Consider the following 26983-nt stretch of genomic DNA (forward strand, 5'->3'; position numbering starts at 1 on the left):
CCTACAGCCTCGGATCGATTGGCTCGCTCTCCAGCGCCAGGACGCCGAAAACACACTCGTGAACACGTCGCAGCGGTTCCTTGGCGACAAACCGCTTCAGTGCCTCGTGACCGAGCGCGAACTCTCTGAGCGCCAGGCTGCGCTTGCCACCCAAGCCTCGTTCGCGCAGGCGCACGAGATTGTCCGGCGCATCGTATTCGGGGCCATAGATAATGCGAAGATACTCCTGGCCGCGCACTTTCAGCGCCGGTTGCATGAGCCCCTTCTTGTTTCGGCTGACGAAGTCGTGCGGCTTCACTACCATCCCTTCGCCGCCTGAGTCGGTCAGCGTCTCCCACCAGGCGACGGCCTCCGCACAAGAACCGGCATCGGCCAGGTCAACCATCCGCCATTGCGTTCGCGTTACCACGCCGCCCCCGGCAGCCAGACGGTCCGCAAGCGTCATGTGCCAAACGTGGTTCTGGTCGTACCAGACGCATCCCTCACTTGCCAGCAGGTGGAACGGCGCGACCTTCAGGTCGTCGACGCCCGAGACCGGCCACACGTAAGGCGCCCAGGCAGTGGCGTATCTGGCGGCACGCGCGGCGCGGTCCTCAATGCGAGCCTTGAGCGCGGCCGTATCCACGCCGCGTGCCATCGCACGGGCCAGCGCTTCGCGGCTGGCCTGGAGCCCAGCGGCCGCAGACGTTGCCACTGGGGCGTACTGGCTTTCAATCAGGCTGCTTGCCTTGGCCGACCATGGCATGATCTCGGTGTCCAGCAGCAACCAGTCGCTGTTCAATTCCTGCCATAGATCCGCAGCGTCGACGCTGGCGCGCAGGCGATTGAGCAGGCGCTCCGTCATGCCGCTGTCGCTGAAAAAGGAGCGTCCGGTCCGGGTCCAGATCGCGCCTGTCTCGTCGCCAGATACCCCGAACCGGTCGCGCGCCGTCTGCGCGTTTCGGCACAGAGCGATGACTGCCCGCGAACCCATGTGCTTCTCTTCGCACAGGATTTGGGTGACGCCACGCTCGCGGAAATGACTGAGAGCTTCCTCGGGGCGTTCCAGCCAGCCGGCTTGGCTGCTGGTCTCGGATGGCGACATTGTCGGCGGCAGATATACCAGCCACTGCGGCGACAGCGCGAAGCGGCTCATCACCTCAAGTGCCGCCGACGCGTTCTCCTCGGCCACGACAACCCTGCCTTTCAGTTCGGTCTCGATCCAGCGTCGCCCAGAGACATCCTGATAGTCGAGCACGCCGTCGGCATCGGCCTGTGCCGATTTGCCAAGGCCCGGTCCGCCGAGGGGACGCACGGGTTCGGACCAGGTCTCGACTGCCGGCACGTCGACCAGTTCGCGTTCCGGCCAGCGCAAGGCAGTCAGCTTGCCGCCGAACACGCAGCCGGTGTCGATGCAAAGCGTGTTGTTGACCCACTCCGCCAACAGCACCGGCGTGTGCCCGTATACTACGCTGGTTTTGCCCCGATAGGCGGCTGCCCAGTCGGCACGGACGGGCAGGCCAAATTCGTCGATTTCGCCCGTGGTTTCGCCATAGAGGGCGAACTCGCGCACCGCGCCGGAACCGCGCCCGATCATCTCTTCCTTGAGTCCGGCATGTGCCACGGCGAGGCGTCCGCCGTCCAGCCAGACGTGGCTGCGCAGGCTGTCGAGGAAGGCCGGCAAAGCCTCTCGCAGGCCGCGATCCTGAGCGTCCAACTGGTCGATGGTTTGCTGCAGGCCGTGGGCGATCGTGACCTTGCGGCCTTCCAGCCAGCGGCTGAGTTTGCGTTCGTGATTGCCCTGGACACAGTAGGCGGTTCCCGCCGCGACCATGCTCATGGCGATGCGCAAGACGTCGGGCACGTTGGGACCACGATCGACGAGGTCGCCGACAAAGACGATCTTGCGGCCTTCTGGCGGCGTTACAGTGACGGTCCGATCACCATGGCCGTCGGACCAGGCGATGCTGTAACCGAGCTGACAGAACAAGGTCTGAAGTTCGTCGGCGCAACCATGGACATCACCTATGACGTCGAAAGGACCGCAATCGTCGCGCTTGTCGGTCCATAATGGCTGACGCGAGACCTTGGCCGCGTCGATACTGGCCTCGCCGGTGAGCTTCCAGACCTGACGGAAACCTTCGCGTTGCAGGCCGCCGAGGCCCTTGCGAATTTCGTTCGTCATGCGCTGGGCAACGCCGGCGCCGAAGGGACGATCGGCTCGTAGCGCGTTGCGGGCGACGCAAACATCAACACCCGGATCGATGACCACGGCGACCGGCAAAGCGTGCCATTTGCGCGCCAGCTCGACCCACGCCTTGCGATCAGCGGGTCGCACATTGGTCGCGTCGATGACGGCCAGCTTTCGATGCTTGAGCCGTTTGCCGGCGATTTCGCGCACCAAATCAAAAGCGTCGGCCGAGACATCCTGATCAGTCTCGTTGTCGCTGACGAACGCGCGGCAGCGATCCGACGAGATGATTTCGGTCGGCAGGAAGTGCCTGGCGGCGAAGGTCGACTTGCCCGATCCCGTCGAGCCGATCAGCACGACGAGGGCGAAGTCAGGGATGGTGAGGTCGGTCTTGTCTGGCTCTCTCATCGGGTGAACACCGCCATCTGCGTCGGCGCGCCGAGCACGGGGTCCACGGCTCCGATGCCACTTAAGGCGGCGCTATAGCCATAGATCTCGCCGATCCTGGCCGCCCAGGCTTCAAACCGAACCCGGCCCCATTCGAAACGGTGATCCGGATGGCGAAAAGCGCCGGCGGCCAGACTGGGGAACAAGGGGTTGTAGTCAGCGTTCGGCGTAGTCACGATCACGAATTTTGGCGCTGTCTCGCCGAAGATAATACGCTCGATCATTGGCAGCCGGTCTTCGTCGAGATGTTCGATGACCTCGACCAGCACCGCGACGTCGGCTTCCGCCCATCGGCTGTCGCGATATGTCAGCGATCCGTGCAGCAGCGTGACCCGGTCTTCAGGCGGTCCCCCGAACTCGTTCAGTTTGAGACGCTTGGCGGCCCATTCCAGTTCACGAATAGCGGGGTCGAGCCCGAACAGCTTGTGGACCCATTTTTCGCGCACGAGCCGATAGAGCAGCTTGCCTTCGCCACACCCCAAATCTGCAACACTGGTCCCTCCGGTCGCCCGAATGGCTTGCACCACGGCGTCCATGCGCAGGTCGTTCAGCCGGATGGGCGCCTCCAGCGCTTGCTCAGGTGCAGCCCAGGCCTCGGGGGGTAGGACCTCATTGGCCGTCTCCGGAGCCAGCCGCTCCAGGGCGATGCGGGCCAACGCACCTCGGTTGCGCAGATAACGGCGCACGATCAGGTCTTTGGCTGGGTGGTTTTCCAGCCAGCCCTCGCCCTTGGACAGCAGCTTGTCAATCTCGGCCTCGCCCACCCAGTAGTGCTTGGTGTCGTCCATCACCGGGATCAGGACATAAAGGTGGTTGAGCAGGCTGCTTAGGCGGCCGGTGCCAGTCAGCCTCAGATGACCGTATCGTGGTCCACCCGCGCCAGATCCGACAGTTTCGACCGGCGCCAGGTTGACGGTCCATCCCAGCGGTTCGAATAGATCTCGAACCAGGGCCTCGCCGCCACGCATCGGCAGCGGGGTCACCACAGCTTCGAGCGGGAGGTCGCTATCGGCCAGTTGCTGGCGCTCCTTCGAGATGCCGGTCATCGCTGTCCGCAGTACCTTGTTCAAAGCCACAGACAGAAATGACGATGCCGTATAAGGTCGGTCGTTTACATATTGATCCAGCAAGCCCTCTGCCTGGCCTTTGCCCCGAACGAGCCCTATCGGATCGACATCGAGCAGAAGCACAGCCTCACAACGCTCATCGGTCGCCTCCGGATAGAACAGCCAGGCCTTGCCGAAGGATAGGTCAGTCTCGTGCAGACGTTCGGGATGCTTGTGCAGCAAGAAGCCGAGATCTGTGGCTGGATGATGGGTTGTCGCGACGGAAAGGAACATCAGCGACCGATAACGCAGACAGGCCGAATAACCAATGGCGTTGCGCGGCAATCTAGTAACGCGATAGATCCGTTTTCGACACGCAACCTATCGCGCCGCCTGACAAGGAAAAAGGCAGGCGCCGAAGCGCCTGCCTTTTCAATGCGAATGACGGGGTGTGCTTACGCGGCGATTTGCGCGCTCGCGGTCTTGGCCACCACGGCATCGACCTTGGCCGTCGCATTGGCGAGCGCGGCGGTGACGGCATCAGGGCCCATGCCGACGCCTTCGATGCGGATGACGTCGACATCGGTCATGCCGAGAAAGCCGAGCACGCCGCGCAGATAGGGGATGGCGTGATCGAACTGCACGGCCGCACCTTCGGAATAGATGCCGCCCGAGGCGAGTACGATATAGACCTTCTTGCCGGTGACGAGGCCCTTGGGACCACCCTCGCCATAAGAGAAGCTCTTGCCGGAGCGGGAGATGTGATCGACCCAGGACTTCAGGGTCGAGGAGATGTTGAAGTTGATGAAGCCGGTGGCCAGGATCACGGTGTCGGCTGCGAACAGTTCGTCAAGCACGATGTCGGAGACGCCGACGACTTCGGCCTGGCGCGGCGTGCGGGCTTCAACGGGGGTGTAGATGCCGGTCGCATAATCGGTGTCGATATGCGGCAGCGGGTTGGCCACGAGGTCGCGTACGACGAGCGTATTCGACGGGTCGGCGGCGACGAGCTTTTCAGCGAATTCGGTAGCGATACGGGTCGAGTGCGAGGCAGCGCCGCGCGGGCTCGAGGTTACAAGCAGGATAGACATAGCGGTTCTCTCCAGTGGGAATTGATTTCTCCCGCCTGATATGGGCCTACCGACCCATTCAAAAAACTGGTATATTTTCTATACGATCCATCCATAAAGTAGGTATGCCGTGCAGCCCAATCCGACGCTCGACCAATTGCAGATCCTGGTTGCGGTCGCCGACACCGGCAGCTTCTCAGCCGCCGGCCGCAAGCTTAACCGCGCGCAGTCCGTCATCAGCTACGGCATCGCCAATCTTGAAGCGCAGCTTGGCCTGAAACTGTTCGAGCGCGAGGGCACGCGCGAGCCGCAGCTGACCGAAATCGGCCGGGCGATGCTGGAGGACGCCCGGCGCATGGTCGGCGTGCTGCAGCGCATCCGTTCGCGTGCCGACGGTCACCATCAGGGGCTGGAGGCTGAAGTTGCGCTATCGGTTGACGCGGCGCTGCCCTCGCCGGTGCTGGTGCGGGTGCTGAAGGCGTTCGAGGCGCAGTTCCCGACCGTGATGATGCGACTGCATATCGGCACGCTCGGTCTGATCCCCGACCATGTCGTCAGCGGACAGTCGGATCTTGGCATCGGTGGCTTGCTGGGCGAGGTCGACGTGCATCTCGTGCGCATCGGCTTCATGTCGATCGTGCTGGCTGCCGCCCCCACCCACCCTCTGGCACTGCTGCCGAAACCGGTGGCGCTCGAGGATGCGCGAGAGCACACCCAGCTGGTTGTCAGCGACCAGTCGGAACGCACCAAGGGACGCGACTTCGGCGTCTTTGCCTATCGTACATGGCGGCTGACAGATGTGCGTATCAAGCATACGTTGATGCGCGAGGGGCTGGGCTGGGGCGGGTTGCCGCGCTGGCTGATCGCGGACGATTTGGCCAGCGGCAGGCTGGTCGAACTCGACCTTGAACCTTTTAGCGAGGTGCGCTCATCGCTCTACGCCATGCACCGCGCCGACCGCAGCCCGAAACCGGCGGCGGCCTGGCTGATCGACCAGTTCAAACGCCAGCTCGGCTGCTTCAACGAGTTCGACCCGGACGACCTGCCTGAGGGCGAGCCGGAGACAGCCCATCGATCAGAGCCATGAGCACGGCGCGATAGTCTTCGGCCGAGGCGCCGGCCTCGACGGCAAGTGCTGCGCGGTCGAAGGCGGCGGCGAGCAAAGCGGTCAGCGCATCGGCAGGCAGTCTGGTCATCGACTGTTCGCGCATCGCCGCAACCAGGCCTTCGCGCAGCGACCGGTTGCCGTGGTGATTGTCGATCGCATCCATGGCGGCGCGGCCAAGCACGGCCGGCCCGTCGAGCAGCAAAAGCCGCGTGCGGCCGGGCGCGCGCATGGCGGCGAGATAGGCGTCCGAGCCGGCAATCAGCGCATTGCGGGCAAACAAAGAAGGCGGCGAGGCGCGCTCGATCTCTTGCGCCACCGCCGCCGCCTCCTGCTCGACCACGGCGGCAAACAGCGCCTGCTTGTCGGCAAAGTGGTGATAGAGCGCGCCGCGGGTGACGCCGGCGGCCGCAACGATCTCCGGCGTGCCGGTCTCGGCATAGGACTTTTCGATGAACAGTTTGCGCGCCGCAGCGATCAGGTCGGCGCGCGTCGCTTCGGTGCGGTCGCGGTTGGAGCGGCGCGGGGTTTCTCGTTGCATACATGCAGCCTGTATGTTATTTCGAATTACATGCAAACTGTATGTTGGCTGACGGGAGAAAGAAAGATGAAGACGACGAGCTATTATCCGGTGCTGATGACGGGCGACGTAGCCGGCACGAAAGCCTTCTATATCAATCACTTCCGCTTCAAGCCGCTGTTTGCGAGCGACTGGTATGTGCATCTGCAGTCTGCCGAGGATCGCCGGGTCAATCTCGGTATCGTCCAGGGCGACCACGAGACGATCCCCGAGGGGGGGCGCGGCCGCACATCGGGGCTGCTGATCAATTTCGAGGTGAGGGATCCTGATGCTGTCTATGAACGGATCGTTGCGGCCGGCCTGCCGATCCTGTGCCCGCTGCGCGACGAACCCTTCGGCCAGCGCCATTTCATCACCAGGGATCCCAATGGCGTGCTGATCGACGTCATCAAGCCGATCCCGCTCAGCCCGGAATTTCAGGCGCAATTCGCGGCGGGCGCGGCGGGCGCCTGAACAATGGCAGCAAATGTCGGCAGCGGCTCCGGCCGCTGTGGCCGGACCCGCACCATGCGGTCTATGTTGGTGACGTTGAAGCTGGGCCTGCCGCATGCGTGACATCTGCCTTGTTCGTGCGCCATCCAATCTCGGCCTTCGGCCCTTGGAGCCGGGCCATGTGCCCGGCACCTGGCGTGCGCCGCAGGCGCTGAGCGAAGCTGGTTTGATCGAGTCGCTGGCGCCGGGGCGGGTGGTCGATCTCGACAGACCCGCCTACAGTACCGAACCGCAACCGGGCACTAGGCTGCGTAATGGTCCGGCGATCCGCTGCTTCAACCTCGATCTTGCCGAGATCGTCACCGGTGCGCTTGGGCAAGGCGAGTTCCCGCTGATCATCGGCGGCGACTGCTCGATCCTGCTTGGCGCACTGGTCGCCGCGCGGCGCTCGGGCGCAGTCGCCCTGATCCATTTCGATGGCCACAGCGATTTCCGCCATCCCGGCAACTACGATGTCAATGCCTCACTCGGCTCGGTTGCCGGCATGGATCTGGCACTTGCCACCGGACGCGGCGAGGCTTTGCTGGCGCAATGGCCAGGTGTTGTCGGTCCGCTCGTCACCGACGATGCGGTGGTTCAGATCGGCGAACGCGAGAGCCGCGATGCCGATTTTGCCTGGCCCGACATCAATGCGACCGCCGTGACGCGCATCGACGTCTTTGCCGCGCAGGAACTCGGCGCGGCTGGAGTGTTGCAAAAGACAAGAGCGACGCTGGCGCGCGCCGGCTGTCCCTACTGGCTGCATCTCGATGTCGATGTGCTCGACCAGACGGTGATGCCGGCGGTGGATTCGCCCGGCAGCCCCGGCATCGACCCCGATGAACTCGTTGCCATTCTGTCGGCGCTGGCAGCGGACCAGCGCTGCACCGGCTTGGACATGACGATCTACGATCCCGACCTCGACCCGACCGGTGACCTTGCGCGACTGCTGGTGTCGCTGCTCGGGCGGGTGCTCAAGCCTCGATAAAGGCTCAGCTCGCCCTTGCTACCGGCGTCACCGTCACCTGGCTGACGCCGGTGCGGCGCACCACTGTGCATAGCGTCTCGCGGCCGATGCGTTCGGCGTCGAGCATGCGCACGAGGTCGTCGACGCCGGTGACCGGGCGACCGTCTATCGCCGCGATGATGTCGCCTTCCCTGAGGCCGGCCTTCGCCGCGGGTCCGTCTTTCTCGACGCTGCGCAGCCGCACCGCAGTACTGGTGGTCACCTGCGACAGGAGCGCTGCGCGGCGCGGCAAACTGGTGGTGTCGGCCGAGATGCCGATGAAGGCGCGCCGCACGCGGCCGAAGCGGATGATCTCCGAAATGACGAAGTTGGCGGTGTTGGAAGCGACCGCGAAGGCGATGCCTTGCGCGCCGTGGATCATGGCGGTGTTGACGCCGATGACTTCGCCTGCCGACGACACCAGCGGTCCGCCGGAATTGCCGGGATTGAGCGCGGCATCGGTCTGGACGACATCGTCGATCAGCCGCCCGGTCGAGGCGCGCATCGAACGGCCAAGTGCGGAGACCACGCCTGACGTTACGGTCCATTCGAAGCCGAGCGGATTGCCGATGGCAATGGCGATCTGGCCGCGCCGCAGCCGCTTGGAATCGCCGAGCGGCGCGACTTCGGTGAAGCTGCCATCGGCGCGCACCAGCGCGATGTCGGTGTCAGGGTCGCGGCCTAGCACGCGGCCTTCGCTGGAGGCGCCGTCGGGCATAGAGACGCGCACCGTTTTGGCATCGCCAACGACATGGAAATTCGTAACGACCAGCCCGTCCGGGGTGATGACGAAGCCGGAGCCATGGCCACCTTGGCCACCGACGCGCTCGATGCGGCAGACGGCTGGGCCGATGCGGTCGACGGCGTCGGCGACTGTCGTCGAATAGGCGTCGAGCAGTGTGTCGTCGGTCTCGAATTTGTGGGCGGCGAGGGCCATTGGCGGGGCTCCGTGTTTTCAGGCGCGATGATGACTATATGTGCGGAGCGGCTCGAACTGCCGCGACCTGACCAGATGGCCAGTCAAACCAGTAACTAGCCGTCAGACGAGTACCTCCGGGCGCACTGCCGAGCGATATCTGGGGCATGAGAAAACCCAGGAGATCATCATGAGTGACTTCAACCTTAATGCATTTTCCGAGGCCATCGCCGATCTCGCCGCCAAGGCTGCGCCGGCAACGGCAAGTTTCACCACCCATCACCATCGCACCGCCAGCGCCTTCCACTGGCGTGACGGCTATTTCGTCACCGCCGAGGAAGCTGTCGAGGCCGGTGAGGAGATCGAATTGACATTGGCTTCGGGCGAAGCGGTGAAGGCCGAACTGGTCGGTCGCGATCCGTCGACCGGCGTAGCGCTTCTGAAGCCGGCCGGCGCGGTCGCGGCGCCTGCGCTCGCCAAGGCTGACGCGGTACGGCCCGGCAATCTTGCCATCGCCATCGGCAGCAGTCAGGGTTCGGCGCTGGCCGTCTCGGGTTCGGTCGGCGAGGTCGGCCCCGCCTGGCGCTCGATGCGCGGCGGCACCATCGATCGGCGCATCAATCTCGCCGTCAATGCCGGCGGCCGTTTCGAGGGCGGGCCGGTGCTTGACGCCAAGGGCGCGCTGATCGGCATGCTGCTGTTCGGGCCGCGTGGTCGTGCGCTGGTCATGCCTTATGAGACGGTCGAGCGGGCCGTGGCGACGCTGCGTGAAAAGGGCCATGTCGCGCGCGGCTATCTCGGCGCCGGCCTGCACCCGATCCGTGACGGCGCGGCGCGCGGCGCCATGGTCATGAGCCTCGACGACAATGGTCCGGCCAAGGCCGCCGGCCTTGCGCTGGGCGACATCATCGTGGCGTGGAATGGCGAGGCCGTGCACGGCCCGCGCGAACTGATCCGAAAGCTCGGGCCGGATAGCGCGGGTGCCGCGGTGACGCTCGGCGTGGTGCGCGGCGGCGAGCAGCGCGATGTCGCGCTGACCGTCGGTGAAAAGCCGCTGAGCTGAGAGGGCCGATGGAAAGCGAGACGCTGACAAGGCCGGAGGCGAGTGGATCGGAGGCGGGTGGGCCGGAGGTGGCGGGCGGCGGACGCCAGCTCGTGGTGCTGATCGCGCTGCACGATGCCGCGCGTGCCGAGCGCCTGTCGGCTTCGCTTGCGATGGCGGACGATCTGCTTCCGGTCGTGGCCGGCAGCGGGATTGTCGACGTCGCTGTCGTCGATGACGCTGTTGCGAACAGTGCGGCCTGGCTCGATCGGGCCGATGGTGGCAACAGCGCAATCCCACGGGTGCTGCTATCCGCGAGCGCTGGCCGGCCGGAAAACCGGGTGCTTGCCGTGCTGCCTTTGGCGTCGGATGCGAATCTGATCGCGGCTGCCGTCAGACTGGCGGCGGCCGGCTACCGGGTGTCAAGGGATGGGCGTTCGACGCCGGATCGTCATGGCGGTTTCGATCACATAGCGAGCGGAACTGAAACCGATAGCGGGCTGTTTGGCGAGGAATCTTTTGACGACGGCGCCGCCCTCCGACCAGCGCTGTCACCGCGCGAGACGGAAGTGCTGGCGCTGCTCGCCGAAGGCGCGCCCAACAAGGTGATCGCGCGGCGGCTGAACATCTCCGTGCATACGGCAAAGTTCCACGTCGCCGCGATCCTGATCAAGCTGGGTGCTGCGAACCGCACGGATGCCATCGCGATCGCGATGCGGCAGGGCCTGGTGCTGGTCTAACCCCCTTTTCCGTTTGAGCCTACGTTGCGTAACCCGTTGCAGGCTGCCGAGGCCTTGCGCAGTGCATTGCCGCCGCGCAATGGTTCGCGTCAGTGATGTAGCAAGGGAGGTGCCAAGACATGTCGCTCAAGGGAAAGACGCTGTTCATCTCCGGCGGGTCGCGCGGCATCGGTCTTTCGATCGCGCTGCGCGCTGCGCGCGACGGCGCCAATGTGACGATCGCGGCCAAGACCGCCGAGCCGCACCCGAAGCTGCCGGGCACGATCTACTCGGCAGCTGAGGAGATCGAGCAGGCCGGCGGCAAGGCGCTGCCTGTTTTGTGCGACATCCGCGAGGAGGCGCAGGTGGCCGAGGCGGTTGCCAAGACCGTCGAAAAGTTCGGCGGCATCGATATTTGCGTCAACAATGCCAGCGCCATCCAGCTCGCCAGCACGCTGGAGACCGACATGAAGCGCTACGATCTGATGCACCAGATCAACACGCGCGGCACTTTCCTGGTGTCGAAAATGTGCATTCCGCACCTGAAGTTGGCTGAGAATCCTCACATTCTGAATCTGGCACCGCCGCTCGATATGAAGGCCAAATGGTTCAAGAACCACGTCGCCTACACCATGGCCAAGTTCGGCATGTCGATGTGCACGCTGGGGATGAGCGCCGAGTTTGCCAAGGACGGCATCGCGGTCAATTCGCTGTGGCCGATCTCGACCATCGACACGGCGGCGGTGCGCAATCTGCTCGGTGGCGCGACGGTCGCGGCGATGAGCCGCTTGCCCGACATCATGGCCGATGCCGCACACGCCATCTTCCTGCGGCCATCGCGCGAGACATCAGGCAATTTCTACATCGATGAAGAGGTGCTGCGGGCCGAGGGCGTGACCGATTTCGCGGCCTACGCGCCAGGCGCGACCGGGCCGCTGGCCGGAGACTTTTTCGTGCCGGACGCGGTATTTGCCAATTCGCCGACGAACGTCAAAAGCATCTACTGACGGAAATCACGGGCCGACGGCGCTGCTTCCTCATCCACCTGCCGGCGTTGTTCGAAAAACCAAGCAATTGGCTTTTCGCCCGCTGTGCGGACCAGCCTCACCTCCCCATGAACGGGGAGAAAGGGGCTCATCACTCCTCGCCCTTCTTGCCTTTGCTCAGTCCCATCAGCCGGTCGATATAGGCCAGCATCAGCGCCGAAACGACGAAGGCGAGGTGGATGATGGTCAGCCACATCAGCTGGTCGATCGTATAGGAAGACGAATTCAGGAACACCTGCAACAGGTGGATCGAGGAAATAGCGACGATGGTCGAGGCGACCTTGACCTTCAGCGAACCGACATCGATCGTACCCAGCCAGTGCACACCGCCATCCTGGTCGTCGAAGCGGCTGACGAAATTCTCGTAGCCGGAGATGATCACCATCACCACCAGCGAGGCGACAAGTGCGGCGTCGATGAGGCCGAGCATCTTCAGGATGGTGTCGGTGTCGTCGAGTGTGAAGGCGACCATGACGAACTCGTAGAGTTTTTTGCCGAAGGACAGCGCATAGACGGCGAGCGCCAGGGCCAGCCCGATGTAGAAAACCACCAGCAGCCAGCGTGAGGCGAGGATGATCGATTCGATGGCGAGTTCGAGACGTTTCATGCAGCGGTTCCGGTCAGCTTTCTGAGGTCGACTGGGGTATTTCGATCAGCTTGCCGCAGTTTGCAAGGCAAATTGCGACGCAAAAAAACCCCGCCGGGAGGGCCGGCGGGGTTCAATGCATCCCGCTGGAGTCGGGACGGGGCAGGGAACGCCCAGGCTTGAATCTGGGGAGGGCGGCCGCTCTATTCAATGAGCCGGTTCTAATACCAGTACAATTCTTGCTGAACCGGGATTGCTGTCCGCAGCTCGACCCATCCCGATCTGCCGGGATGGGTCCTTGTTGTCGATCTGATTCCAGAAAGCTGCTCAAGCTATTGGAAAGCAGATCAATTGTTACTCGCCACCGGTGCCACCAGCGAGGTGATGCGACGGATGCCGACACGGCGGTTCTCGCGGTTGGGCGCCGTGGTGTTGACCTTCAGGTATTCCTCGCCATAGCCCTGAGTGGTCAGGTTTTCCGGCGGGATCCCGAAGGCATTGGTCAGCGCTTCGGCGACAGACTCAGCGCGCCGGTCGGACAGAGCAAGGTTTGCTTCCGGCGTGCCAACCGCATCGGTGTGGCCTTCGATCAGGAAGGTTTCGGCCGGGTTCTTCTTCAACAGTTTCTCCATGGCCGTGGCGACGCCTTCCAGTTTCTGCACTTCGGTGTCGGATATCGAGGCCGAGCCGAACTCGAAGTTCAATGTATCGAGGTCGACGCGACGGGCAATGTCGCGCACGCGCGCCGAACGCTTCACTTCGTCGATGGAATAGAGGCGCTGGACCTTCTCCACCGGCGGTTGTTCGAGGAACTCGTAATAATCGTCCGGGCTTTCGACATCTTCCGAATCGAGGATGTACTCGCGGCGCGGGATGGTGAGCCGCATCGGCGGCAGGTCGTCACCGGGATCGCGCCAGTCATTGTCGTCGTCATAGCTGCGCTCGTCGACATAGCTCAGCACATATTCGTGCCCATCCGGCGTGATGCGCGATCGCCTGATGACGTCGCCATTGCGGTTGCGGATGGTGACGATCTGGATGCCATTGTCGCGCTCGACGATTTCCCGAGAGCGATCGCCCGACAGTTCCTCATAGTAAACATTCCTGGCGCCGCGGTGCATGCGCGGAGCGTCATTGCTTTCCACGATCGTCTGGTTGTTGAACTGCAGGATGACGCGGTCGCCGAGTTCCTTGACGACGTCGACGCCTTTCGGACGCCGGCGGTCGCGGACGTTCTCATCGGGTGCACGCTCGACGCGTTTGCCTTTTTCCTCCGTCACCGGGGCGATCTTTTCTGGCTGAATTGCCTGCTGAGCTGACTTGTCGTCGGTGGGCGGCGGTCCCTGGTCGACCGGAGCCGGCTTCGGGGCTTGCGCCTCGGTGCCGCCCTGCGCGGGCTGCTCGCCCGTCTGGCCGCCAGCATTCTGGCCGTTCCCATTTTGGCCGTCGCCATTCTGGCTGTTGCCGCCCTGGTCCTTGCGGTGCTTGCGCCTGGCATCCTTCTGGCTGTCCAGGATGGGTGCTTCGTCGGGGTTGGCCGTGGCTTCGCCTTGCGCCGGCGTCTCACGTTGCGCGGGCTGCTCGGCATTGGCCGGTTGCTCCGCAGGCTGTGGTTCACCGGTCGCAGGCTGCTGTTCGCCCGTCACCGGCTGTTCGCCGACAGTTTTTTTGCCGTGCTTTTTCGCCTGATCCTTCGGCTGTTCACCTTCGGCGGGAGCCGCTTGCTGATCGGCCGGGGGCTGAATCGGCTCGGCCTGCGGCGCGGGCTCTCCGGCAGGCGCAACTTTGACGTCTGGCGCTTTGTCGGCAGGCGCGGCCTCAATCTGCTGATCCTGCTTGCGCTTTTTCTTGCCCGACTTGTTGTCGTTTGCCGGCGCCACCTGTTCGGTGGGCGCTGCCTGCTCGGCAGGCTGCTGGGCCGGCTGTTCAGCGGGCGCCGCTTCGATCTGCTGTTGGTCGCGCTTCTTCTTGCGTGGCTTTAGCGGCTGTTCTTCATTTGCCGGAGCTACCTGTTCGGCCGGTTGTTCAGCCGGTGCTGCCTCGATCTGCTGCTGGTCACGCTTCTTCTTGCGTGGCTTGAGCGGCTGCTCATCGGTCGCCGGCGCTGCCTGGGCGCCGCCCTCATCCGCAGGCGCCGCCTCGATCTGCTGCTGTTGATTGCGCTTCTTTTTGCGCGGCTGCTGTTCCTCGGCGGCAGGTGCGGCCTGTTCGGCCGGGGCCTGCTCGGTCTGCTGCTGATCCCGCTTCTTCCTGCGCGGCTGTTGTTCCTCGGCGGCAGGGGCGGGTTGCTCTGCAGCCGGTGCAGGCTGCTCGGCGGCCGGCGCTGCCTGTTCGGCCTGCTGGCGTTTCTTTTTGCGCGGCAGTTCCTGGTCGGTCTGCTGACCATCTGCAGCAGGGTCGTCCTGGACCAGGATCAGTGGCGCGGCCGTGTGCTGCAAGGGGCCGAAAACGGCGTTGCCCTGCAACGGGGATGCGCCCAACGGCGCGGATGCCATAAGCAGGCCAAGTGCCGTACCTGCCAGTACCCGTGGTTGGCGTTTCATCTTAAATTCTCCTTGTGGGGTCCCATCCCTGCCCAAACTGTCCTTGACCGGATTGGTTCCGGTTTGCAGGCATTACCCGCACCCAAGGACGATTGACCGGCGTTTTGAAGGCAACTTCATGTTTTTCCTATGGTGCGGCCGGAACTTGAAGTCACACAACAGCTTGACCTTGCCGCATGCGGAGGCCACATCTCGACCCATAATGGAAACGCCGTTCTGGAAGACCAAGACGCTGGAAGCGATGACGCCCACCGAGTGGGAATCGCTGTGCGACGGCTGCGGAAAATGCTGCCTGTCTAAACTCGAGGACGAGGATACCGGCGAGATCTACTGGACATCAGTCGGCTGCCGGCTGTTCGATGGGCAAAGCTGCCGCTGTTCGGACTATGCCAACCGGCTGGCGCGCGTGCCGGACTGTGTCGGGCTGACGCCGCAGAATGTGCGCACCATCACGTGGCTGCCGAAAACCTGTGCCTACCGGCTGGTTGCCGAGGGGCACGACCTCTATTGGTGGCACAGGCTGGTGTCGGGAAGTGCCGAGACCGTTCATGATGCCGGCATCTCCATGCGCGGCCGCGTCCGCGCCAGTGAGACCGATCTGGCCGAGCCGGACGATTATTTCGACTATATGCTCGACGACGAGCCCTGAGCATTCTGGAACGGACGTTGCCATAGGGCGTTCCGCGCCATTGGACGTTTTTGACGGTCAGGATCGTTTGCAGCGGTGGAAGGGGCGGTTGCTTTTGACCTGTCGGGCAGATTAACCGAAAATGAACGGCCGGTTCGCGAAGAGTTCAGATTGCAAGGAGCATTCTCCCCCCATCGGTTCGACCAAGACGGGCGCAAGCCCTCAACAAGGAGAGAAGACAATGTTCAACTCATTCAAGACGGCAGCCCTTTCGGGTCTCGTAGCTCTCGGCACCCTTGCCGCAGTGCCCGCCCAGGCGGACTCGATCTATCTCGGCTTCGGCAACAACCATGACCGCCGCGTCGGCGTCTACACCGGCGACGATGAGGACGGCTTTCGCCGTGACCGCAATTGGCGCCGCTGCTCGCCGGACCGCGCCCTCGACAAGGCCGAGCGCATGGGCCTGCACCGCGTCCGCATCGTCGATGTCAATCGCCGCGTGGTGAAGGTCGCCGGCCGCCAGTATGGCGATCGCGTAGTGGTCGTGTTCGCCAATGAGCGCGGCTGCCCGGTTATCTATCGCTAAGAGAACCAGACTGATCTTCTGCGAAGATCAGTCTGGGATACGACCTTCTGCGAAGGTCGATCCGGAGGCATGTTCCTCTGCCAGGATCAGCCTGGAGTACCTGGAGTAGCGGCATGACCCTTCTAGGGTCAGCCAGGAGCCCCTTTCCCTCCGCGGAAAGGTGCGGCTCGAAAAAACCCCGGAGGCCAGTCCTCCGGGGTTTTTCATGTCGGAAATCTGCGGTTCCGGCCGACGGGTTCAGCAGAACCGCGCCCAGCCCGGCGGCCTGCTACTTAAGCTCGAATGTCACTGTTACCTGCACGGCGTAGGCATTCTCGCCGGCCTGCACGGGAACCGCGGCGCCTGCCGCATCGAAGGCCTTTGCATTGATCGGCATCGGCGCCGGCGCAACGTTCTGGTCGGTGATTTCCAGCACCCGGCCTATGCTGACGCCGGCGGCTTCGGCCAGCGTCTTGGCCTTGGCCATGGCATCGGCGACCGCCTTCTTGCGGGCTTCGGTGACGGCAGCTTTCGGATCCTCGTTGGAGAACGAAATGCCTCCGCCCTGATTGACGCCGAGCGACACAGCCTTGTCGAGAATCTCACCTGTTTTGTCGATGTCGCGGATGCGCACCGAGAGTGTGTTGGTCACCTGGTAGGCGACAAGCTCGGCTTCCTGGCTGCCGTCCGGTTTGTTGGTGTAGTTGTAACGCGGGTTGATCTGGATGCCGGCGGTCTGCAGGTCGCGGTCCTTGATCCCTGCCGACTTCATTGCCGCGATCACGGCGGCCATGGCGTCGTTGTTGGCGTCGAGTGCCGCGCGTGCGGTCTTGGCCTCGCGCATGACGCTGAGCGTCAGCAGCGCCAGGTCAGGCGCCACGGTCGACTGGCCTTCACCCGACACGATGATGCGGGGCGGGGGCAGCGAATCGGCAGCGCTTGCCATCGCCGGAAAAGCGATCGCGGCGGCAAGTGCGAGCGGCAAAATATGTCTGGTCATGAAAATCTCCTCGGTGTGCGATCCAGTCGCGCCTGTCGACTAGGGCGCGAATATGGGCTGATTTGGGCGATCTCGGCCAGCCCGTCCGGAAAGCCTTGTGCCGCGCAAGGAAAAACACTAATCCAGCGCGCGTGGGGCCTGTAGCTCAATGGTTAGAGCCGGCGGCTCATAACCGCTTGGTTGGGGGTTCGAGTCCCTCCGGGCCCACCAGTTTATTATATATCAATACCTTACGCCTAATTATTTGAGTTTGAGTTGAGCGTTATCGGGTAAATCTATGGCTTCTGGGCAAAATGGTTTTGGGGCCCGTTCGTCAATTTTCTCCATCTCGTTGATGGCACTGTCACACCTAGCTCAAGCCCCCTGGGTTCGAAATACCCTGCAAGGATGCCTGCGGCAATCGGCGGCAACGACGTGCAATTAGGCGGGTTCTGAACTCGGCCGCAGTCTCAAAATGCGCTTGCCAGTTCGGTTGATCTGTGCGGATCTGGCAGCCAATTCCGACAGAATTCTCTTACCCAGCCCGGACAGGTAAAGGCTGAGGAAATCATGAGAATGGTAATCGGTAATGTCCCCAACCGCATCGTTTTCCATCGGTCGTGCTTTGAAATAGATCTCAATCGCGACCGCGACGGCGCCGTGTACTTGACGCCGGTGCAGCTCAAGGCGTGGTGAGAGCCGCCACCAATCGAAGTCCTCGAGGTCTCCTTTCGGGTGCATGACGCGTTTTTACACACGTGGGCTCGACCCCTACTTGGGTGAAGTGTCGGAAACGCAGCGTACTCCTTTCAACGGGCAAGAATTGCAGCGGAATCGACGCGGGCAACCGAGCGTTCAGATTATGTCAGCCCTGCGCGCCAATTGTTCGCTTGTCATCACGGATTGCAGGTGGTGCCGAATATCCGGCAGCAGCCCGGTGACGCTCCGATTGTGCCGTTGGATGCAAGTGAAAAAAACTACCGGGCAATCAAAGCAGACATTTCTGGACTGTTTGCCGACCGGGGCGGAGTTTGGTGTAACGCTTGAACTTCAGCCAGGACCGAAATGGCCTTACCGTCCGATCCAGATCACGACGCCCGCGAAACACTTCGACTGATCGGTCCCGATCCGCAAAATTGGGTGCCGGATCGGGAGGGCATCGACCACAATGTCTTTGTCGTTGGCGGCGGGCAGACGGGCGCGACCTTCGCCTTCGCGTTGAGGCGGGCCGGCATCGGCAAGGTCACGGTCATCGATGCGGCGCCGGATGAGGGCAAGGCCGGCATCTGGCTCACGCATGCGCGGATGAACCGGCTGCGAACACCAAAGGGCCTGCCGGGACCGGAACTCGGCCTGCCGGGCCTGAGCTTTCAGTCCTGGTACGAAGCGCGCCATGGTGCCGAAGCCTATGCCGGCTTCGACCGCATCGCGCGGACGGATTGGGCGAATTACCTGAAATGGTATCGCGACTTTCTCGGCATTGGCATTCGCTACGGCACGCGTCTCCTTCGCATCGAGCCGGCTGACGGGTATCTTCGCCTCCACCTCGATGCCGGCGGCACGCCATTGATCGAAACGGCGCGGAAGATCATTCTGGCCAATGGCTTTGGCGGCAGCGGCGGTCCAATGATACCGGCGGTGCTCGCTGCTCTGCCCCAGGTCTTTGTCGCACACAGTTCTGCGGCAATCGATTTTGCCTCGCTCAAGGGCAAAGCGGTCGCTGTCGTCGGGTCGGCGGCTTCGGCATTCGATGCGGCGGGAACAGCCCTTGAGGCCGGCGCGCAATCGGTGCGCCTGTTCGCGCGGCGCACCAGTATCGCCAGCGTGCCGATCAACCGCGTGCGGGGTTATCCCGGCGCCTATGACAACTATCCGCGCTTGCCCGATCCGGTGCGCTGGCGCCAGGCACTGCGCTTCCGCGAGGCCGGTTCGACGCCACCGCCCCATGCCGTGGAGCGGGTGGTGCGGCACAAGAATTTCCACCTGCATCTCGGTGCCCCCTGGACGAATGCGGATATCGACGGCGGCAAGGTCGTCACCGACATCGGCGCCGAGACGTTCGCTTTCGACTTCGTCATCGCCGGCACCGGCTATTTCGCCGACCCGACGCGCAAGCCGGAATTTAGCGATTTCGCCGCCTCGATCCGGCTGTGGCGTGACCAATACGCGCCGGCGGAAGGCGAACTGGATGAATTTTTCGGCGCCCATCCCTATCTCGGCCTCGGCCATGAATTCCTCGAGAAAGCGCTGGGGGAGGCGCCGTTCCTGAGGAACATCCACGTCTTCAATCCAGGCGGCTTCGTCAGTTTCGGCCTGCCGATAGGCGATGTTCCGTCGATCAGGCGCGACGTGCCGGCTGTCGTCGCCCGCATCAGCCGCGATCTCTTCCTTGCCGATCTCGACAGCCATGAGAGCCGCATCACCGGCAGCCATCCGGCCGAGTTCGGGGAGGAGGCCTACGCCTCTGCCGTCTGGCGGCCGGCACAGACCATTGCGGCGGAATAGACGCATTCCATGGACAAACGCATGACCTTCAGCCCTGACCTTTCCGACCCGTTCGTCGCCACGGCGGTCGAGCTGCGCACCATCTTCGATCGCGATGCGGTGGCGCGCGACAAGGCCGGTGGACGACCGGTCGAGCAGATCCGCCTGCTCAAGGAAAGTGGACTGCCGTCGGCGCAGATTCCCAAAAACTATGGCGGCAAGGGCGCGCCCTGGCTGTCGGTGCTGCGCGTCGTGCGCGAATTTGCCCGCACCGATGGTTCGCTAGCCCATCTCTACGGCTACCATCATCTGCCGCTCAACGGCGTGTTGTTTCGCGGTACGGACGCGCAGAAGGACCAACTGCTGACACGCTCGGCCCGCGAGAACTGGGTCTGGGGCAATTCCGGCAACGCCATGTCGAAGACCTCTACGGCCAGGCGCAACGGCTCGGGCTGGATCCTGAACGGCTTCCGGCCGTTCTCTTCCGGCTCGCACATCGCCGACTATATCCAGGTGGCATGGGAAGACGGCCAGGACCGCCTGGCAGCTGCGATCCCGGCCGATCGTGAAGGTATCGTCATCGAGGATGACTGGGATGGCGTCGGCCAGCGGCAGACGGGTTCCGGTAAAGTCACGTTCAAGGATGTGCATATCGGTGATGACGAACTGATCGGCTCGCCCGCCGTGCCGCTGACGCCGTTCCAGACGCTGATTTCACTCTTCCAGCAGGCGGTCCTGCTCAACCTCTTCGTCGGCAGCGCGCAAGGAGCGCTGAGCGAAGGCCGCGACTATACGGTCTCGCAATCGCGACCCTGGGTCTATTCCGGCTATGAGAACCACACCGACGATCCGTTCGTTCAGCGCAAATATGGCGATCTCTATATCCGCACGCTGGCTGCCGCCGAACTCGCCGATGTGGCGGCGCGCAGCCTCGATGCCGCCTATGGCAAGGGCGAGGCCTTGACCCTGGAGCAGCGCGGACAGACGGCGATCGACCTTGCCACCGCCAATGTCTATGCCGGGCAAATCGGTCTCGACGCATCGAGCGAGGTCTTCGAGGTGATGGGCGCCCGCTCGGCCACCAAGGCCAATGGCTATGACAGGTTCTGGCGAAATGTGCGCACGCACACGCTGCACAACCCGGCCGAATACAAGAAGCGCACCATCGGCACCTGGTTGCTGACCGGGGAATTCCCGGTCGGCGGGTTGTATCGCTGAGGAGGCGCGGAAAATGGCCAGGCGCAAGGACAAGCTCAAGCTTGGAGCGTTTCTTCTCTTCACCGGCCACCATGTGGCGGCATGGCGCCATCCACAGGCGGCCGAGGGGACCAGCCTCGGCGACTATGTCGAACTGGCCAGGCTCGCGGAAGCGGCCAAATTCGATGCGATCTTCTTTGCCGATGGCGTCGCGGCGCGGCTGAGCAATCTCGAGGCTGCCAGCCGCAAGGCGCATAGCGGCGTCTATCCGTTCGAGCCCATTACGCTGCTGTCGGCGCTGTCGGCGGTGACCACCAACATCGGCCTGATCGCCACGGCTTCGACCAGCTATTCCGATCCCTACAATCTGGCCCGCCAGTTCGCGTCGCTCGACCATCTGAGCGGCGGGCGCGCCGGCTGGAACCTCGTCACCTCGTCCGATCCGGATGCGGCATTCAATTTCGGCCACGATACGCATATCCAGCACGGCGACCGCTACGATCGCGCCGAGGAATTCGCCGATGTCGTGCTTGGCCTGTGGGACAGCTGGGAGGATGATGCCTTCCCGCGCGACAAAGTGAGCGGGCGCTATTTCGACAGGGACAAGCTGCATGTGCTGAACCACAAGGGCCAGCACTTCAGGGTGCGCGGTCCGCTGAACACGCCGCGCACGCCGCAAGGCCATCCGGTCGTCGTCCAGGCGGGCGCGTCCGGCCCCGGTAAGGAGCTGGCGGCGCGCACCGCGGAAGCGATTTTCGCCGCGCAGATCACGCTCGATGAAGCCACCGCCTTCTATGCCGACGTCAAGGGCAGGCTCGGTAAGTACGGCCGTTCAGAGGATGATCTGAAAATCCTGCCAGGCATCTTTCCGGTCGTCGGCCGCAGCGAAGCCGAGGCGCAGGAAAAGTTCGAACAGCTGCAGGATCTCATCCAGCCGGAAGTGGGCCTCGGTCTGGTCTCGGCGCTGGCCGGCGGCTTCGATCTGACCGCCTATCCGCTCGACGGGCCGGTGCCGGAACTGCCGGAGACCAATGCGGGCAAGAGCCGGCAGGCGCTGGTCATCGATCTGGCGCGGCGCGAGAAGCTGACGATCCGGCAGCTCTATTTGCGCATCGCCGGCGCTCGCGGCCACTGGCAGGTGGTCGGCACGCCACAACAGATCGCCGACACGATCGAAGAGCGCTTTGAGAATTACGGCGCCGACGGCTTCAACATCATGGCGCCGATCATGCCCGGCGGCTTGAAGGATTTCATCGAGTTGGTGGTGCCGGAACTGCGCCGCCGTGGCCTGTTCCGTCGGGAGTATGAGGGCAGGACCTTGCGCGACAATCTCGGCCTGAAGCGGCCGGCAAACCGTTTTTCGCGGCATGCCGCTGCGGCGGCGGAATAGGAATGAGCCGATGGCGCGAGACACGCTCTTTCTCATCCAGCCGGGTTTCGCCGACCCAAAGCATCCGGGCCAGACCTTCGTCTGCCCCTATTCCAACAAGGTCGAAGGGCTGCTCGCAGCCTTTCCCGATCTTGCCGCCAGGCTGGACGTCGAGCGCGTGCCGTTCGCAAGGCCGAGGGGTAAGGTGATCGATACGCTCGGCGAACGCCACCAGTCGCTGCCGGTGCTGGTCGTCGGCGGTGATCCGCCAGCCGACCTACCGACCGCGAAGGGCAAGGTCTTTGCCGACGACACAAGGCGCATTCTTGCGCTGCTTGCCGAGCGCCACGGCTTCCCGCATCTGCATGAGTGACCTGATGAGCTTCGATCCCGATACCTCCAATCCATGGGTCGCCAAGGCGGTCGAGCTGCGCGACATCTTTGCCCGCGACGCGGTCGAGCGCGACCAGCTTGGCGGCAGGCCCGTTGAACAGATCCGCCTGCTCAAGGAGAGCGGCCTGCTCAGTATCGTCATTCCCAAGGAATTCGGCGGCGCCGGCGAACCCTATTCGACGGCGCTGAAGATCGGCCGCGAGTTCGCCAAGGTCGACGGCTCGATCGGCCACATCTACGGCTACCATTTCAGCGCGCTGATCGCCGCAAGGCTCAATTCGGACGAACCGCGCTCAGCCGATCTGCTGCGGCGTTCGGCTGCGGGCGACTGGTTCTGGGGCAACACCGGCAACAGCTTTTCCAAGACGCTGTTCGGCCGCAAGGATGGCGAGTGGACGATCGTCAGCGGCTTCAAGCCCTTCGCCTCCGGCTCGCATGTCGCCGACTATCTTTCGACCTCCTGGGAAGACGAGGTCAGCGGCGAGCGGAAGTTCGCGGCCATCCCCGCGGATCGTGAGGGCATCACCATTCTCGACGACTGGGATGGCATCGGCCAGACGCAGACCGGCAGTGGCAAGGTCGCCTACAAGGATGTTAGGGTCCATGACAACGAACTGGTGCGCGGCTGGGTGGACGCGTCGCTGCCGATCCGCACCATCGGCCCGCTGCAGCAGCAAAGCGTGCTGCTCAATGTCTTCATCGGCACCGCCCAGGGCGCACTGCTAGCGGCACGCGACTACACGCTCAACAGCTCGCGACCGTGGATGTATTCCGGCGTCGAGCGCCACATCGACGATCCATGGATCAAGCGGCAGTATGGCGAGCTTTTGGTCAAAACGCGCGCGGCAACAGTGCTGGCTGATCGCGCTGCGGCGGCGATCGATCATGCGATCGCGCGCGGCAAGGCATTGACCGAGCAAGAGCGCGGGGAAGCGGCGGTTGCAGTTGCCGCGGCCAACGTGCTGGCCGGCAATGTCGCGCTCGAAGTCACCACCGAGATCTTCGAGGTGATGGGCGCGCGCTCGGCGGTGCGCAAATACGGCTTCGACCGTTTCTGGCGCAATGCGCGCATCCACACCTTGCACAACCCCGCCGAATACAAGGCCCGCACCGTCGGCACCTGGTATCTGACCGGCGCCTATCCCGAGCCCGGCGTCTTTCGATGAGCGGCCGGCAGCTCCACCTCAATGTCAACATCCTGCACGCCGGCTTCTCGCCGGCGGCATGGCGGATGGACGGGGTCGACCCCTATGCCGCCTTCACCGTCGACCACTATGTGCAGGTGGCGAAGATCGCCGAGCGCGCCAAGCTCGACGCTATATTCCTTGCCGATCAGGCGGCAATTTCGGATCGCATCGACTATCGGCCGATTACATCGCTGGAACCGACCATCGTGCTGGCGACGATAGCCGCCGCGACCGAGCGCATCGGCCTGATTGCGACGGCATCGACCAGCTTCAACGAGCCCTACAACATCGCCCGTCGTTTCGCGACGCTCGACCATGTCAGCGGCGGGCGCATCGGCTGGAACATCGTGACCACGGCCGATCCCGCCTCGGCCCGCAATTTCGGCCTGACCGGCGCGATAGATCATGGCCGGCGCTACGAGCGGGCCGCCGAATTCACCGAAATCGTCAAGGCGCTGTGGGACAGCTGGGAGGACGATGCCTTCATCGGCGACGTCGCCAGTGGGCGCTTCGTCGATGCCGCCAAGGTTCACGCCATCGAGCACGAGGGCGCGCATTTTTCGGTGCATGGGCCGCACAATGTGCCGCGCTCGCCGCAAGGGCATCCGGTGGTCATCCAGGCCGGCGGTTCCGATGACGGCAAGGAGCTCGCCGCGCGCCACGCCGAAGCGGTGTTTTCCGCGTCGCAATCGTTCGAGGAGGCGCTCGCCTACGCAAAGGAGCTGAAGGCCCGGGCTGTCGCCTATGGCAGAAGCGGCGGCGTGCCGCTCAACCTCGCCGGTCTGGCCACCATCATCGGCAGCACCGAGGCGGAAGCGGAGCGGCGGCAGGAAGAACTGTGGGACCGCATCCCGCTCGACTACAGCCTGACGCGGCTGTCGGGCGTGCTCGGCATCGACCGCGAGCGGCTGAGGCTCGACGAGAAGCTGCCTGACGTCATCCCGCTGCCGCCCAACGGCGGCCACACCTTCTTCAAGGCCACGCTGGCACTTGCCCGCAACAACGATTTCACCGTTCGCCAACTGATCCGGGCGCTCAACGGCAGTACCGGCCACCGCACCGTTGTCGGCACGCCGGAGCAGATCGCCGACGATATCGAAAGATGGTTTGTCGCCGGCGCCGCCGATGGCTTCAACCTGATGCCTGACGTGCTGCCGACCGGGCTGGAAGTCTTTGTCGATACGGTCGTGCCGATCCTGCGCCGGCGCGGCCTGTTTCGCAGCGACTATGAAGGGCGCACGCTGCGCGACCATCTCGGCCTTATCAGGCCTGAAAGCCGTTTCGCGCCGCAGCCGCACAAGGCGTCAGGGTTGCTCGGGGCCACCCATTGAACGATCATCAAACGATAACGGCGCGGAAGGTACCGCCATTGACCTCCACGCCCGACAAAAATACAGGCCCGACAATGAGCGCTGATCCCGAATTTCTCTGGTACATCCCGAACCAGGTCGATCCCGGTCACCGCGGCGAGCCGGCCGTCGAGGACCACAACAGCCTGGACACGCTGACCAGCCACGCAAAGGCGCTTGAGGAACACGGCTGGAAGGGCGCGCTGATCGGTACCGGCTGGGGCCGGCCCGACACGTTTACCGTCGCCGCCGCGCTCGCCGCGCGGACCACCTCCTTCGAGCCGCTCATCGCGATCCGCCCGGGTTACTGGCGGCCAGCGCACTTCGCATCCGCGGTCGCCACGCTCGACCAGCTGACCCGCGGTCGCGTGCGTATCAACATAGTGTCGGGCAAGGACAACCTCGCTGCCTATGGCGACAGCGAAGGCGAGCAGAACCATCGCTATGCCCGCACCAGAGAGTTCATGCGGCTGGTTCGCAGACTTTGGACCGAAGAGAACGTCACCTTTGCCGGCGAGCACTTCAAGGTCACCGGGTCTACCGTCATGCCCCGCATCCCTGTCCGTGGAAACCGTCGCCATCCCAGGCTCTATTTCGGCGGCGCGTCGGAGGCGGCCGAGCGCGTCTCGGCCAGCGAGGCCGATGTCCAGCTGTTGTGGGGCGAGCCGCTCGACGGCGTCCGGGAGCGGATCGAGCGGCTCAAGGCCTTGAGCCGGGAACTTGACCGGGACCTCCCACCTCTACAATTCGGGTTTCGGGTCACCACGCTGGTCCGCGACACCACCGGGCAGGCCTGGACGGACGCCGAGGCGAAGGTCGCCGAAATGGCAAAGGGCCAGGGCGCCGGCTGGAATGATCATGGTCGGGCGGTAGCGGTAGGCCAGCAGCGTCTGCTCGATCTGCACACGCGCGGCGAGGTGCTGGACGACAATCTCTACACTGCGCCGGGCAAATATGGCGGCGGCGGCGCCGGCACCACCTGGCTGGTCGGCTCGGCCGCCGACGTGGCCAGTTCGCTCGGCAAGTACCGGGATCTGGGCATCACGCATTTCGTGCTCTCGGACACGCCGTATCTTTCCGAGATCAAGCGGCAAGGCGACCAGTTGCTCCCGCTATTGCGCAATAGGGTCCAAGCCGCGTTTGTTGAATGACGTGGGGTTGTCAGAACACCGAACGAGCCAGATCGCCAAATAGGGACGACAATGCCACAGCCGGCCGCTTTCAGCATCCGCCCTTCCGACGCCGACCTGCGCGGTGAAGCAGCACTAAGGCGGCGTTACCGGGCGCCGCAAGAGGCGAACACTGCAAACTGGAACGAAGCCCTCGAGGCGATCCTTTCACATCGCTCGGTCCGCAACTATCTCGCCAGGCCTCTGCCCGAAGGGACGCTCGAACTGATCATCGCTGCCGCCCAGTCGGCGCCGACCTCGTCCAATCTGCAGGCGTGGAGCGTCATCGCCGTCGAGGATCCGGCGCGCAAGGCGCGGCTTGCCGGACTGGCGGCGGTCAATCGCCATATCGAGCAGGCGCCGTTGCTGCTGGTTTGGCTGGCCGACCTGTCACGGCTGCGCGCCATTGCCGAGGCAAACAGCCGGGCGGGCGAGGGGCTCGATTATCAGGAGAGTTTTCTGCTGGCCGTGATCGACGCAGCACTTGCCGCGCAGAATGCCGTGGTGGCAATCGATGCGCTCGGGCTCGGCTCCTGCTACATCGGCGCCATGCGCAATCATCCTGAGGCCGTGGCGCAAGAGCTCGGCCTGCCGCCGGAAGCCGTGGCGGTGTTCGGCCTGACCGTTGGCTGTCCCGATCTCCTGGCTGCGACCGACATCAAGCCCAGACTGCCGCAGCGTGTTGTGCTGCATCGCGAGCGCTATCAGTCAGGCTTCGATCAGGACGATCTCGCAGCGTACAACCTGACGCTTCGCACCTTTCAGCAAGAGCAGTCGATGCCCGTTGTCGACTGGACCGAACTGATGTCGAACCGCATCGGCAGCACTGCGGCGCTGAAAGGCCGTGATCGCCTGGGTGATGCGCTCAAGGCGCTGGGCTTCAAGCTTAAATAGCCAAGGCTTTTCGGCGGCAACG

24 protein-coding genes and 1 tRNA gene are annotated in these 26983 nt (G+C 63.8%); 17 read left to right on the forward strand and 8 right to left on the reverse strand.

What is annotated here, in order from left to right; genetic code table 11:
• Nucleotide 1: 1 nt before the first annotated feature.
• The 3 genes from NKJ77_RS28590 to NKJ77_RS28600 all read right to left on the reverse strand — a co-directional run bounded on the left by NKJ77_RS28590 (nt 2) and on the right by NKJ77_RS28600 (nt 4754).
• Nucleotides 2–2578: a polynucleotide kinase-phosphatase gene (locus NKJ77_RS28590; RefSeq protein WP_023733291.1), complete on the reverse strand. Its 2577-nt coding sequence runs from the start codon at nt 2576–2578 to the stop codon at nt 2–4.
• On the reverse strand, nt 2575–4008 hold the full coding sequence (locus NKJ77_RS28595) for a 3' terminal RNA ribose 2'-O-methyltransferase Hen1 (protein ID WP_245260775.1): 1434 nt from the start codon (nt 4006–4008) through the stop codon (nt 2575–2577). The genes NKJ77_RS28590 and NKJ77_RS28595 overlap by 4 nt, the downstream gene beginning before the upstream one ends.
• A 110-nt stretch (nt 4009–4118) precedes the next feature.
• Nucleotides 4119–4754 carry an FMN-dependent NADH-azoreductase gene (locus NKJ77_RS28600; protein ID WP_023672454.1) on the reverse strand — a complete coding sequence of 212 codons (636 nt, stop codon included), beginning with the start codon at nt 4752–4754 and terminating at the stop codon, nt 4119–4121.
• A gap of 109 nt (nt 4755–4863) precedes the next feature.
• On the opposite strand from NKJ77_RS28600, the gene NKJ77_RS28605 reads away from it, so the two are divergent.
• Nucleotides 4864–5820, forward strand: a complete 957-nt coding sequence (locus tag NKJ77_RS28605) for a LysR family transcriptional regulator (RefSeq protein ID WP_023805957.1) — start codon at nt 4864–4866, stop codon at nt 5818–5820.
• On the opposite strand, the gene NKJ77_RS28610 is transcribed toward NKJ77_RS28605, so the two are convergent.
• Complete coding sequence (locus NKJ77_RS28610) at nt 5753–6379, reverse strand: TetR/AcrR family transcriptional regulator (RefSeq protein ID WP_023748199.1); 627 nt, start codon at nt 6377–6379, stop codon at nt 5753–5755. The two genes, NKJ77_RS28605 and NKJ77_RS28610, sit on opposite strands and share 68 nt — an antisense overlap.
• A gap of 66 nt (nt 6380–6445) precedes the next feature.
• Here NKJ77_RS28610 and NKJ77_RS28615 point away from each other — a divergent pair, with 66 nt between their 5' ends.
• Both NKJ77_RS28615 and NKJ77_RS28620 read left to right on the forward strand, forming a co-directional pair.
• A complete protein-coding gene (locus NKJ77_RS28615) occupies nt 6446–6871 on the forward strand; it encodes a VOC family protein (protein WP_023705831.1) in 426 nt (141 codons plus the stop codon).
• A 94-nt stretch (nt 6872–6965) separates the two neighbouring features.
• Nucleotides 6966–7877, forward strand: a complete 912-nt coding sequence (locus tag NKJ77_RS28620) for an arginase family protein (protein ID WP_352536147.1) — start codon at nt 6966–6968, stop codon at nt 7875–7877.
• A 4-nt stretch (nt 7878–7881) separates the two neighbouring features.
• On the opposite strand, the gene NKJ77_RS28625 is transcribed toward NKJ77_RS28620, so the two are convergent.
• A complete protein-coding gene (locus NKJ77_RS28625; RefSeq protein ID WP_023705829.1) occupies nt 7882–8832 on the reverse strand; it encodes a S1C family serine protease in 951 nt (316 codons plus the stop codon).
• Between the two features lie 169 nt (nt 8833–9001).
• Here NKJ77_RS28625 and NKJ77_RS28630 point away from each other — a divergent pair, with 169 nt between their 5' ends.
• The 3 genes from NKJ77_RS28630 to NKJ77_RS28640 all read left to right on the forward strand — a co-directional run bounded on the left by NKJ77_RS28630 (nt 9002) and on the right by NKJ77_RS28640 (nt 11579).
• A complete protein-coding gene (locus NKJ77_RS28630) occupies nt 9002–9874 on the forward strand; it encodes a S1C family serine protease (protein WP_023705828.1) in 873 nt (290 codons plus the stop codon).
• A gap of 8 nt (nt 9875–9882) precedes the next feature.
• Nucleotides 9883–10593, forward strand: a complete 711-nt coding sequence (locus NKJ77_RS28635; RefSeq protein ID WP_198020319.1) for a helix-turn-helix transcriptional regulator — start codon at nt 9883–9885, stop codon at nt 10591–10593.
• Nucleotides 10594–10712: 119 nt separating this feature from the next.
• Nucleotides 10713–11579, forward strand: coding sequence for an SDR family oxidoreductase (locus NKJ77_RS28640; RefSeq protein ID WP_023705827.1), 867 nt, complete (start codon nt 10713–10715; stop codon nt 11577–11579).
• Nucleotides 11580–11709: 130 nt separating this feature from the next.
• Here NKJ77_RS28640 and NKJ77_RS28645 read toward each other — a convergent pair whose 3' ends face one another.
• Both NKJ77_RS28645 and NKJ77_RS28650 read right to left on the reverse strand, forming a co-directional pair.
• Entirely contained in the window at nt 11710–12225 is a 516-nt protein-coding gene (locus NKJ77_RS28645) for a TIGR00645 family protein (protein ID WP_023672463.1), read from the reverse strand.
• Between the two features lie 326 nt (nt 12226–12551).
• Complete coding sequence (locus NKJ77_RS28650; protein ID WP_023691506.1) at nt 12552–14747, reverse strand: OmpA family protein; 2196 nt, start codon at nt 14745–14747, stop codon at nt 12552–12554.
• A 202-nt stretch (nt 14748–14949) separates the two neighbouring features.
• On the opposite strand from NKJ77_RS28650, the gene NKJ77_RS28655 reads away from it, so the two are divergent.
• Together NKJ77_RS28655 and NKJ77_RS28660 are read left to right on the forward strand one after the other, a co-directional pair.
• On the forward strand, nt 14950–15396 hold the full coding sequence (locus NKJ77_RS28655; protein ID WP_023672465.1) for a YcgN family cysteine cluster protein: 447 nt from the start codon (nt 14950–14952) through the stop codon (nt 15394–15396).
• A gap of 220 nt (nt 15397–15616) precedes the next feature.
• Nucleotides 15617–15961 (forward strand): hypothetical protein, encoded by a 345-nt coding sequence (locus NKJ77_RS28660; RefSeq protein ID WP_023672466.1) that lies wholly within the window; start codon nt 15617–15619, stop codon nt 15959–15961.
• Between the two features lie 268 nt (nt 15962–16229).
• Here the strand turns inward: NKJ77_RS28660 and NKJ77_RS28665 are convergent, their stop codons facing one another.
• On the reverse strand, nt 16230–16940 hold the full coding sequence (locus NKJ77_RS28665; RefSeq protein ID WP_023672467.1) for an SIMPL domain-containing protein: 711 nt from the start codon (nt 16938–16940) through the stop codon (nt 16230–16232).
• A 134-nt stretch (nt 16941–17074) separates the two neighbouring features.
• On the opposite strand from NKJ77_RS28665, the gene NKJ77_RS28670 reads away from it, so the two are divergent.
• The 9 genes from NKJ77_RS28670 to NKJ77_RS28710 all read left to right on the forward strand — a co-directional run bounded on the left by NKJ77_RS28670 (nt 17075) and on the right by NKJ77_RS28710 (nt 26961).
• Nucleotides 17075–17150, forward strand: a tRNA-Ile gene (locus NKJ77_RS28670).
• An 834-nt stretch (nt 17151–17984) separates the two neighbouring features.
• The gene (locus tag NKJ77_RS28675) at nt 17985–19424 is read left to right on the forward strand and encodes an NAD(P)-binding domain-containing protein (RefSeq protein WP_023830928.1); all 1440 of its coding nucleotides are present in this window, start codon (nt 17985–17987) and stop codon (nt 19422–19424) included.
• A gap of 21 nt (nt 19425–19445) precedes the next feature.
• The gene (locus NKJ77_RS28680; protein WP_023670851.1) at nt 19446–20621 is read left to right on the forward strand and encodes an acyl-CoA dehydrogenase family protein; all 1176 of its coding nucleotides are present in this window, start codon (nt 19446–19448) and stop codon (nt 20619–20621) included.
• Nucleotides 20622–20634: 13 nt separating this feature from the next.
• Nucleotides 20635–21990: an LLM class flavin-dependent oxidoreductase gene (locus NKJ77_RS28685; protein ID WP_023830927.1), complete on the forward strand. Its 1356-nt coding sequence runs from the start codon at nt 20635–20637 to the stop codon at nt 21988–21990.
• Between the two features lie 10 nt (nt 21991–22000).
• Complete coding sequence (locus tag NKJ77_RS28690; protein WP_023727409.1) at nt 22001–22342, forward strand: DUF3088 domain-containing protein; 342 nt, start codon at nt 22001–22003, stop codon at nt 22340–22342.
• Between the two features lie 4 nt (nt 22343–22346).
• A complete protein-coding gene (locus tag NKJ77_RS28695) occupies nt 22347–23528 on the forward strand; it encodes an acyl-CoA dehydrogenase family protein (RefSeq protein WP_023830926.1) in 1182 nt (393 codons plus the stop codon).
• Nucleotides 23525–24880 (forward strand): LLM class flavin-dependent oxidoreductase, encoded by a 1356-nt coding sequence (locus NKJ77_RS28700; protein WP_023830925.1) that lies wholly within the window; start codon nt 23525–23527, stop codon nt 24878–24880. The genes NKJ77_RS28695 and NKJ77_RS28700 overlap by 4 nt, the downstream gene beginning before the upstream one ends.
• A gap of 74 nt (nt 24881–24954) precedes the next feature.
• Nucleotides 24955–26049, forward strand: coding sequence for an LLM class flavin-dependent oxidoreductase (locus tag NKJ77_RS28705; protein ID WP_023830924.1), 1095 nt, complete (start codon nt 24955–24957; stop codon nt 26047–26049).
• A gap of 51 nt (nt 26050–26100) precedes the next feature.
• On the forward strand, nt 26101–26961 hold the full coding sequence (locus NKJ77_RS28710; RefSeq protein WP_023701135.1) for an NADPH-dependent oxidoreductase: 861 nt from the start codon (nt 26101–26103) through the stop codon (nt 26959–26961).
• Nucleotides 26962–26983 lie beyond the last annotated feature (22 nt).

Origin of the sequence: Mesorhizobium sp. M0052 (assembly GCF_040323255.1) — a bacterium.
Classification (GTDB): domain Bacteria; phylum Pseudomonadota; class Alphaproteobacteria; order Rhizobiales; family Rhizobiaceae; genus Mesorhizobium.

What these genes read in the sequence shown, in the direction of transcription:
- NKJ77_RS28590 (WP_023733291.1), bottom strand. Translation starts at nt 2,578, where the DNA reads ATGAGAGAGCCAGACAAGACCGACCTCACCATCCCTGACTTCGCCCTC.
- NKJ77_RS28600 (WP_023672454.1), bottom strand. Translation starts at nt 4,754, where the DNA reads ATGTCTATCCTGCTTGTAACCTCGAGCCCGCGCGGCGCTGCCTCGCAC.
- NKJ77_RS28610 (WP_023748199.1), bottom strand. Translation starts at nt 6,379, where the DNA reads ATGCAACGAGAAACCCCGCGCCGCTCCAACCGCGACCGCACCGAAGCG.
- NKJ77_RS28615 (WP_023705831.1), top strand. Translation starts at nt 6,446, where the DNA reads ATGAAGACGACGAGCTATTATCCGGTGCTGATGACGGGCGACGTAGCC.
- NKJ77_RS28620 (WP_352536147.1), top strand. Translation starts at nt 6,966, where the DNA reads ATGCGTGACATCTGCCTTGTTCGTGCGCCATCCAATCTCGGCCTTCGG.
- NKJ77_RS28625 (WP_023705829.1), bottom strand. Translation starts at nt 8,832, where the DNA reads ATGGCCCTCGCCGCCCACAAATTCGAGACCGACGACACACTGCTCGAC.
- NKJ77_RS28630 (WP_023705828.1), top strand. Translation starts at nt 9,002, where the DNA reads ATGAGTGACTTCAACCTTAATGCATTTTCCGAGGCCATCGCCGATCTC.
- NKJ77_RS28635 (WP_198020319.1), top strand. Translation starts at nt 9,883, where the DNA reads ATGGAAAGCGAGACGCTGACAAGGCCGGAGGCGAGTGGATCGGAGGCG.
- NKJ77_RS28640 (WP_023705827.1), top strand. Translation starts at nt 10,713, where the DNA reads ATGTCGCTCAAGGGAAAGACGCTGTTCATCTCCGGCGGGTCGCGCGGC.
- NKJ77_RS28645 (WP_023672463.1), bottom strand. Translation starts at nt 12,225, where the DNA reads ATGAAACGTCTCGAACTCGCCATCGAATCGATCATCCTCGCCTCACGC.
- NKJ77_RS28650 (WP_023691506.1), bottom strand. Translation starts at nt 14,747, where the DNA reads ATGAAACGCCAACCACGGGTACTGGCAGGTACGGCACTTGGCCTGCTT.
- NKJ77_RS28655 (WP_023672465.1), top strand. Translation starts at nt 14,950, where the DNA reads ATGGAAACGCCGTTCTGGAAGACCAAGACGCTGGAAGCGATGACGCCC.
- NKJ77_RS28660 (WP_023672466.1), top strand. Translation starts at nt 15,617, where the DNA reads ATGTTCAACTCATTCAAGACGGCAGCCCTTTCGGGTCTCGTAGCTCTC.
- NKJ77_RS28665 (WP_023672467.1), bottom strand. Translation starts at nt 16,940, where the DNA reads ATGACCAGACATATTTTGCCGCTCGCACTTGCCGCCGCGATCGCTTTT.
- NKJ77_RS28675 (WP_023830928.1), top strand. Translation starts at nt 17,985, where the DNA reads ATGGCCTTACCGTCCGATCCAGATCACGACGCCCGCGAAACACTTCGA.
- NKJ77_RS28680 (WP_023670851.1), top strand. Translation starts at nt 19,446, where the DNA reads ATGACCTTCAGCCCTGACCTTTCCGACCCGTTCGTCGCCACGGCGGTC.
- NKJ77_RS28685 (WP_023830927.1), top strand. Translation starts at nt 20,635, where the DNA reads ATGGCCAGGCGCAAGGACAAGCTCAAGCTTGGAGCGTTTCTTCTCTTC.
- NKJ77_RS28690 (WP_023727409.1), top strand. Translation starts at nt 22,001, where the DNA reads ATGGCGCGAGACACGCTCTTTCTCATCCAGCCGGGTTTCGCCGACCCA.
- NKJ77_RS28695 (WP_023830926.1), top strand. Translation starts at nt 22,347, where the DNA reads ATGAGCTTCGATCCCGATACCTCCAATCCATGGGTCGCCAAGGCGGTC.
- NKJ77_RS28700 (WP_023830925.1), top strand. Translation starts at nt 23,525, where the DNA reads ATGAGCGGCCGGCAGCTCCACCTCAATGTCAACATCCTGCACGCCGGC.
- NKJ77_RS28705 (WP_023830924.1), top strand. Translation starts at nt 24,955, where the DNA reads ATGAGCGCTGATCCCGAATTTCTCTGGTACATCCCGAACCAGGTCGAT.
- NKJ77_RS28710 (WP_023701135.1), top strand. Translation starts at nt 26,101, where the DNA reads ATGCCACAGCCGGCCGCTTTCAGCATCCGCCCTTCCGACGCCGACCTG.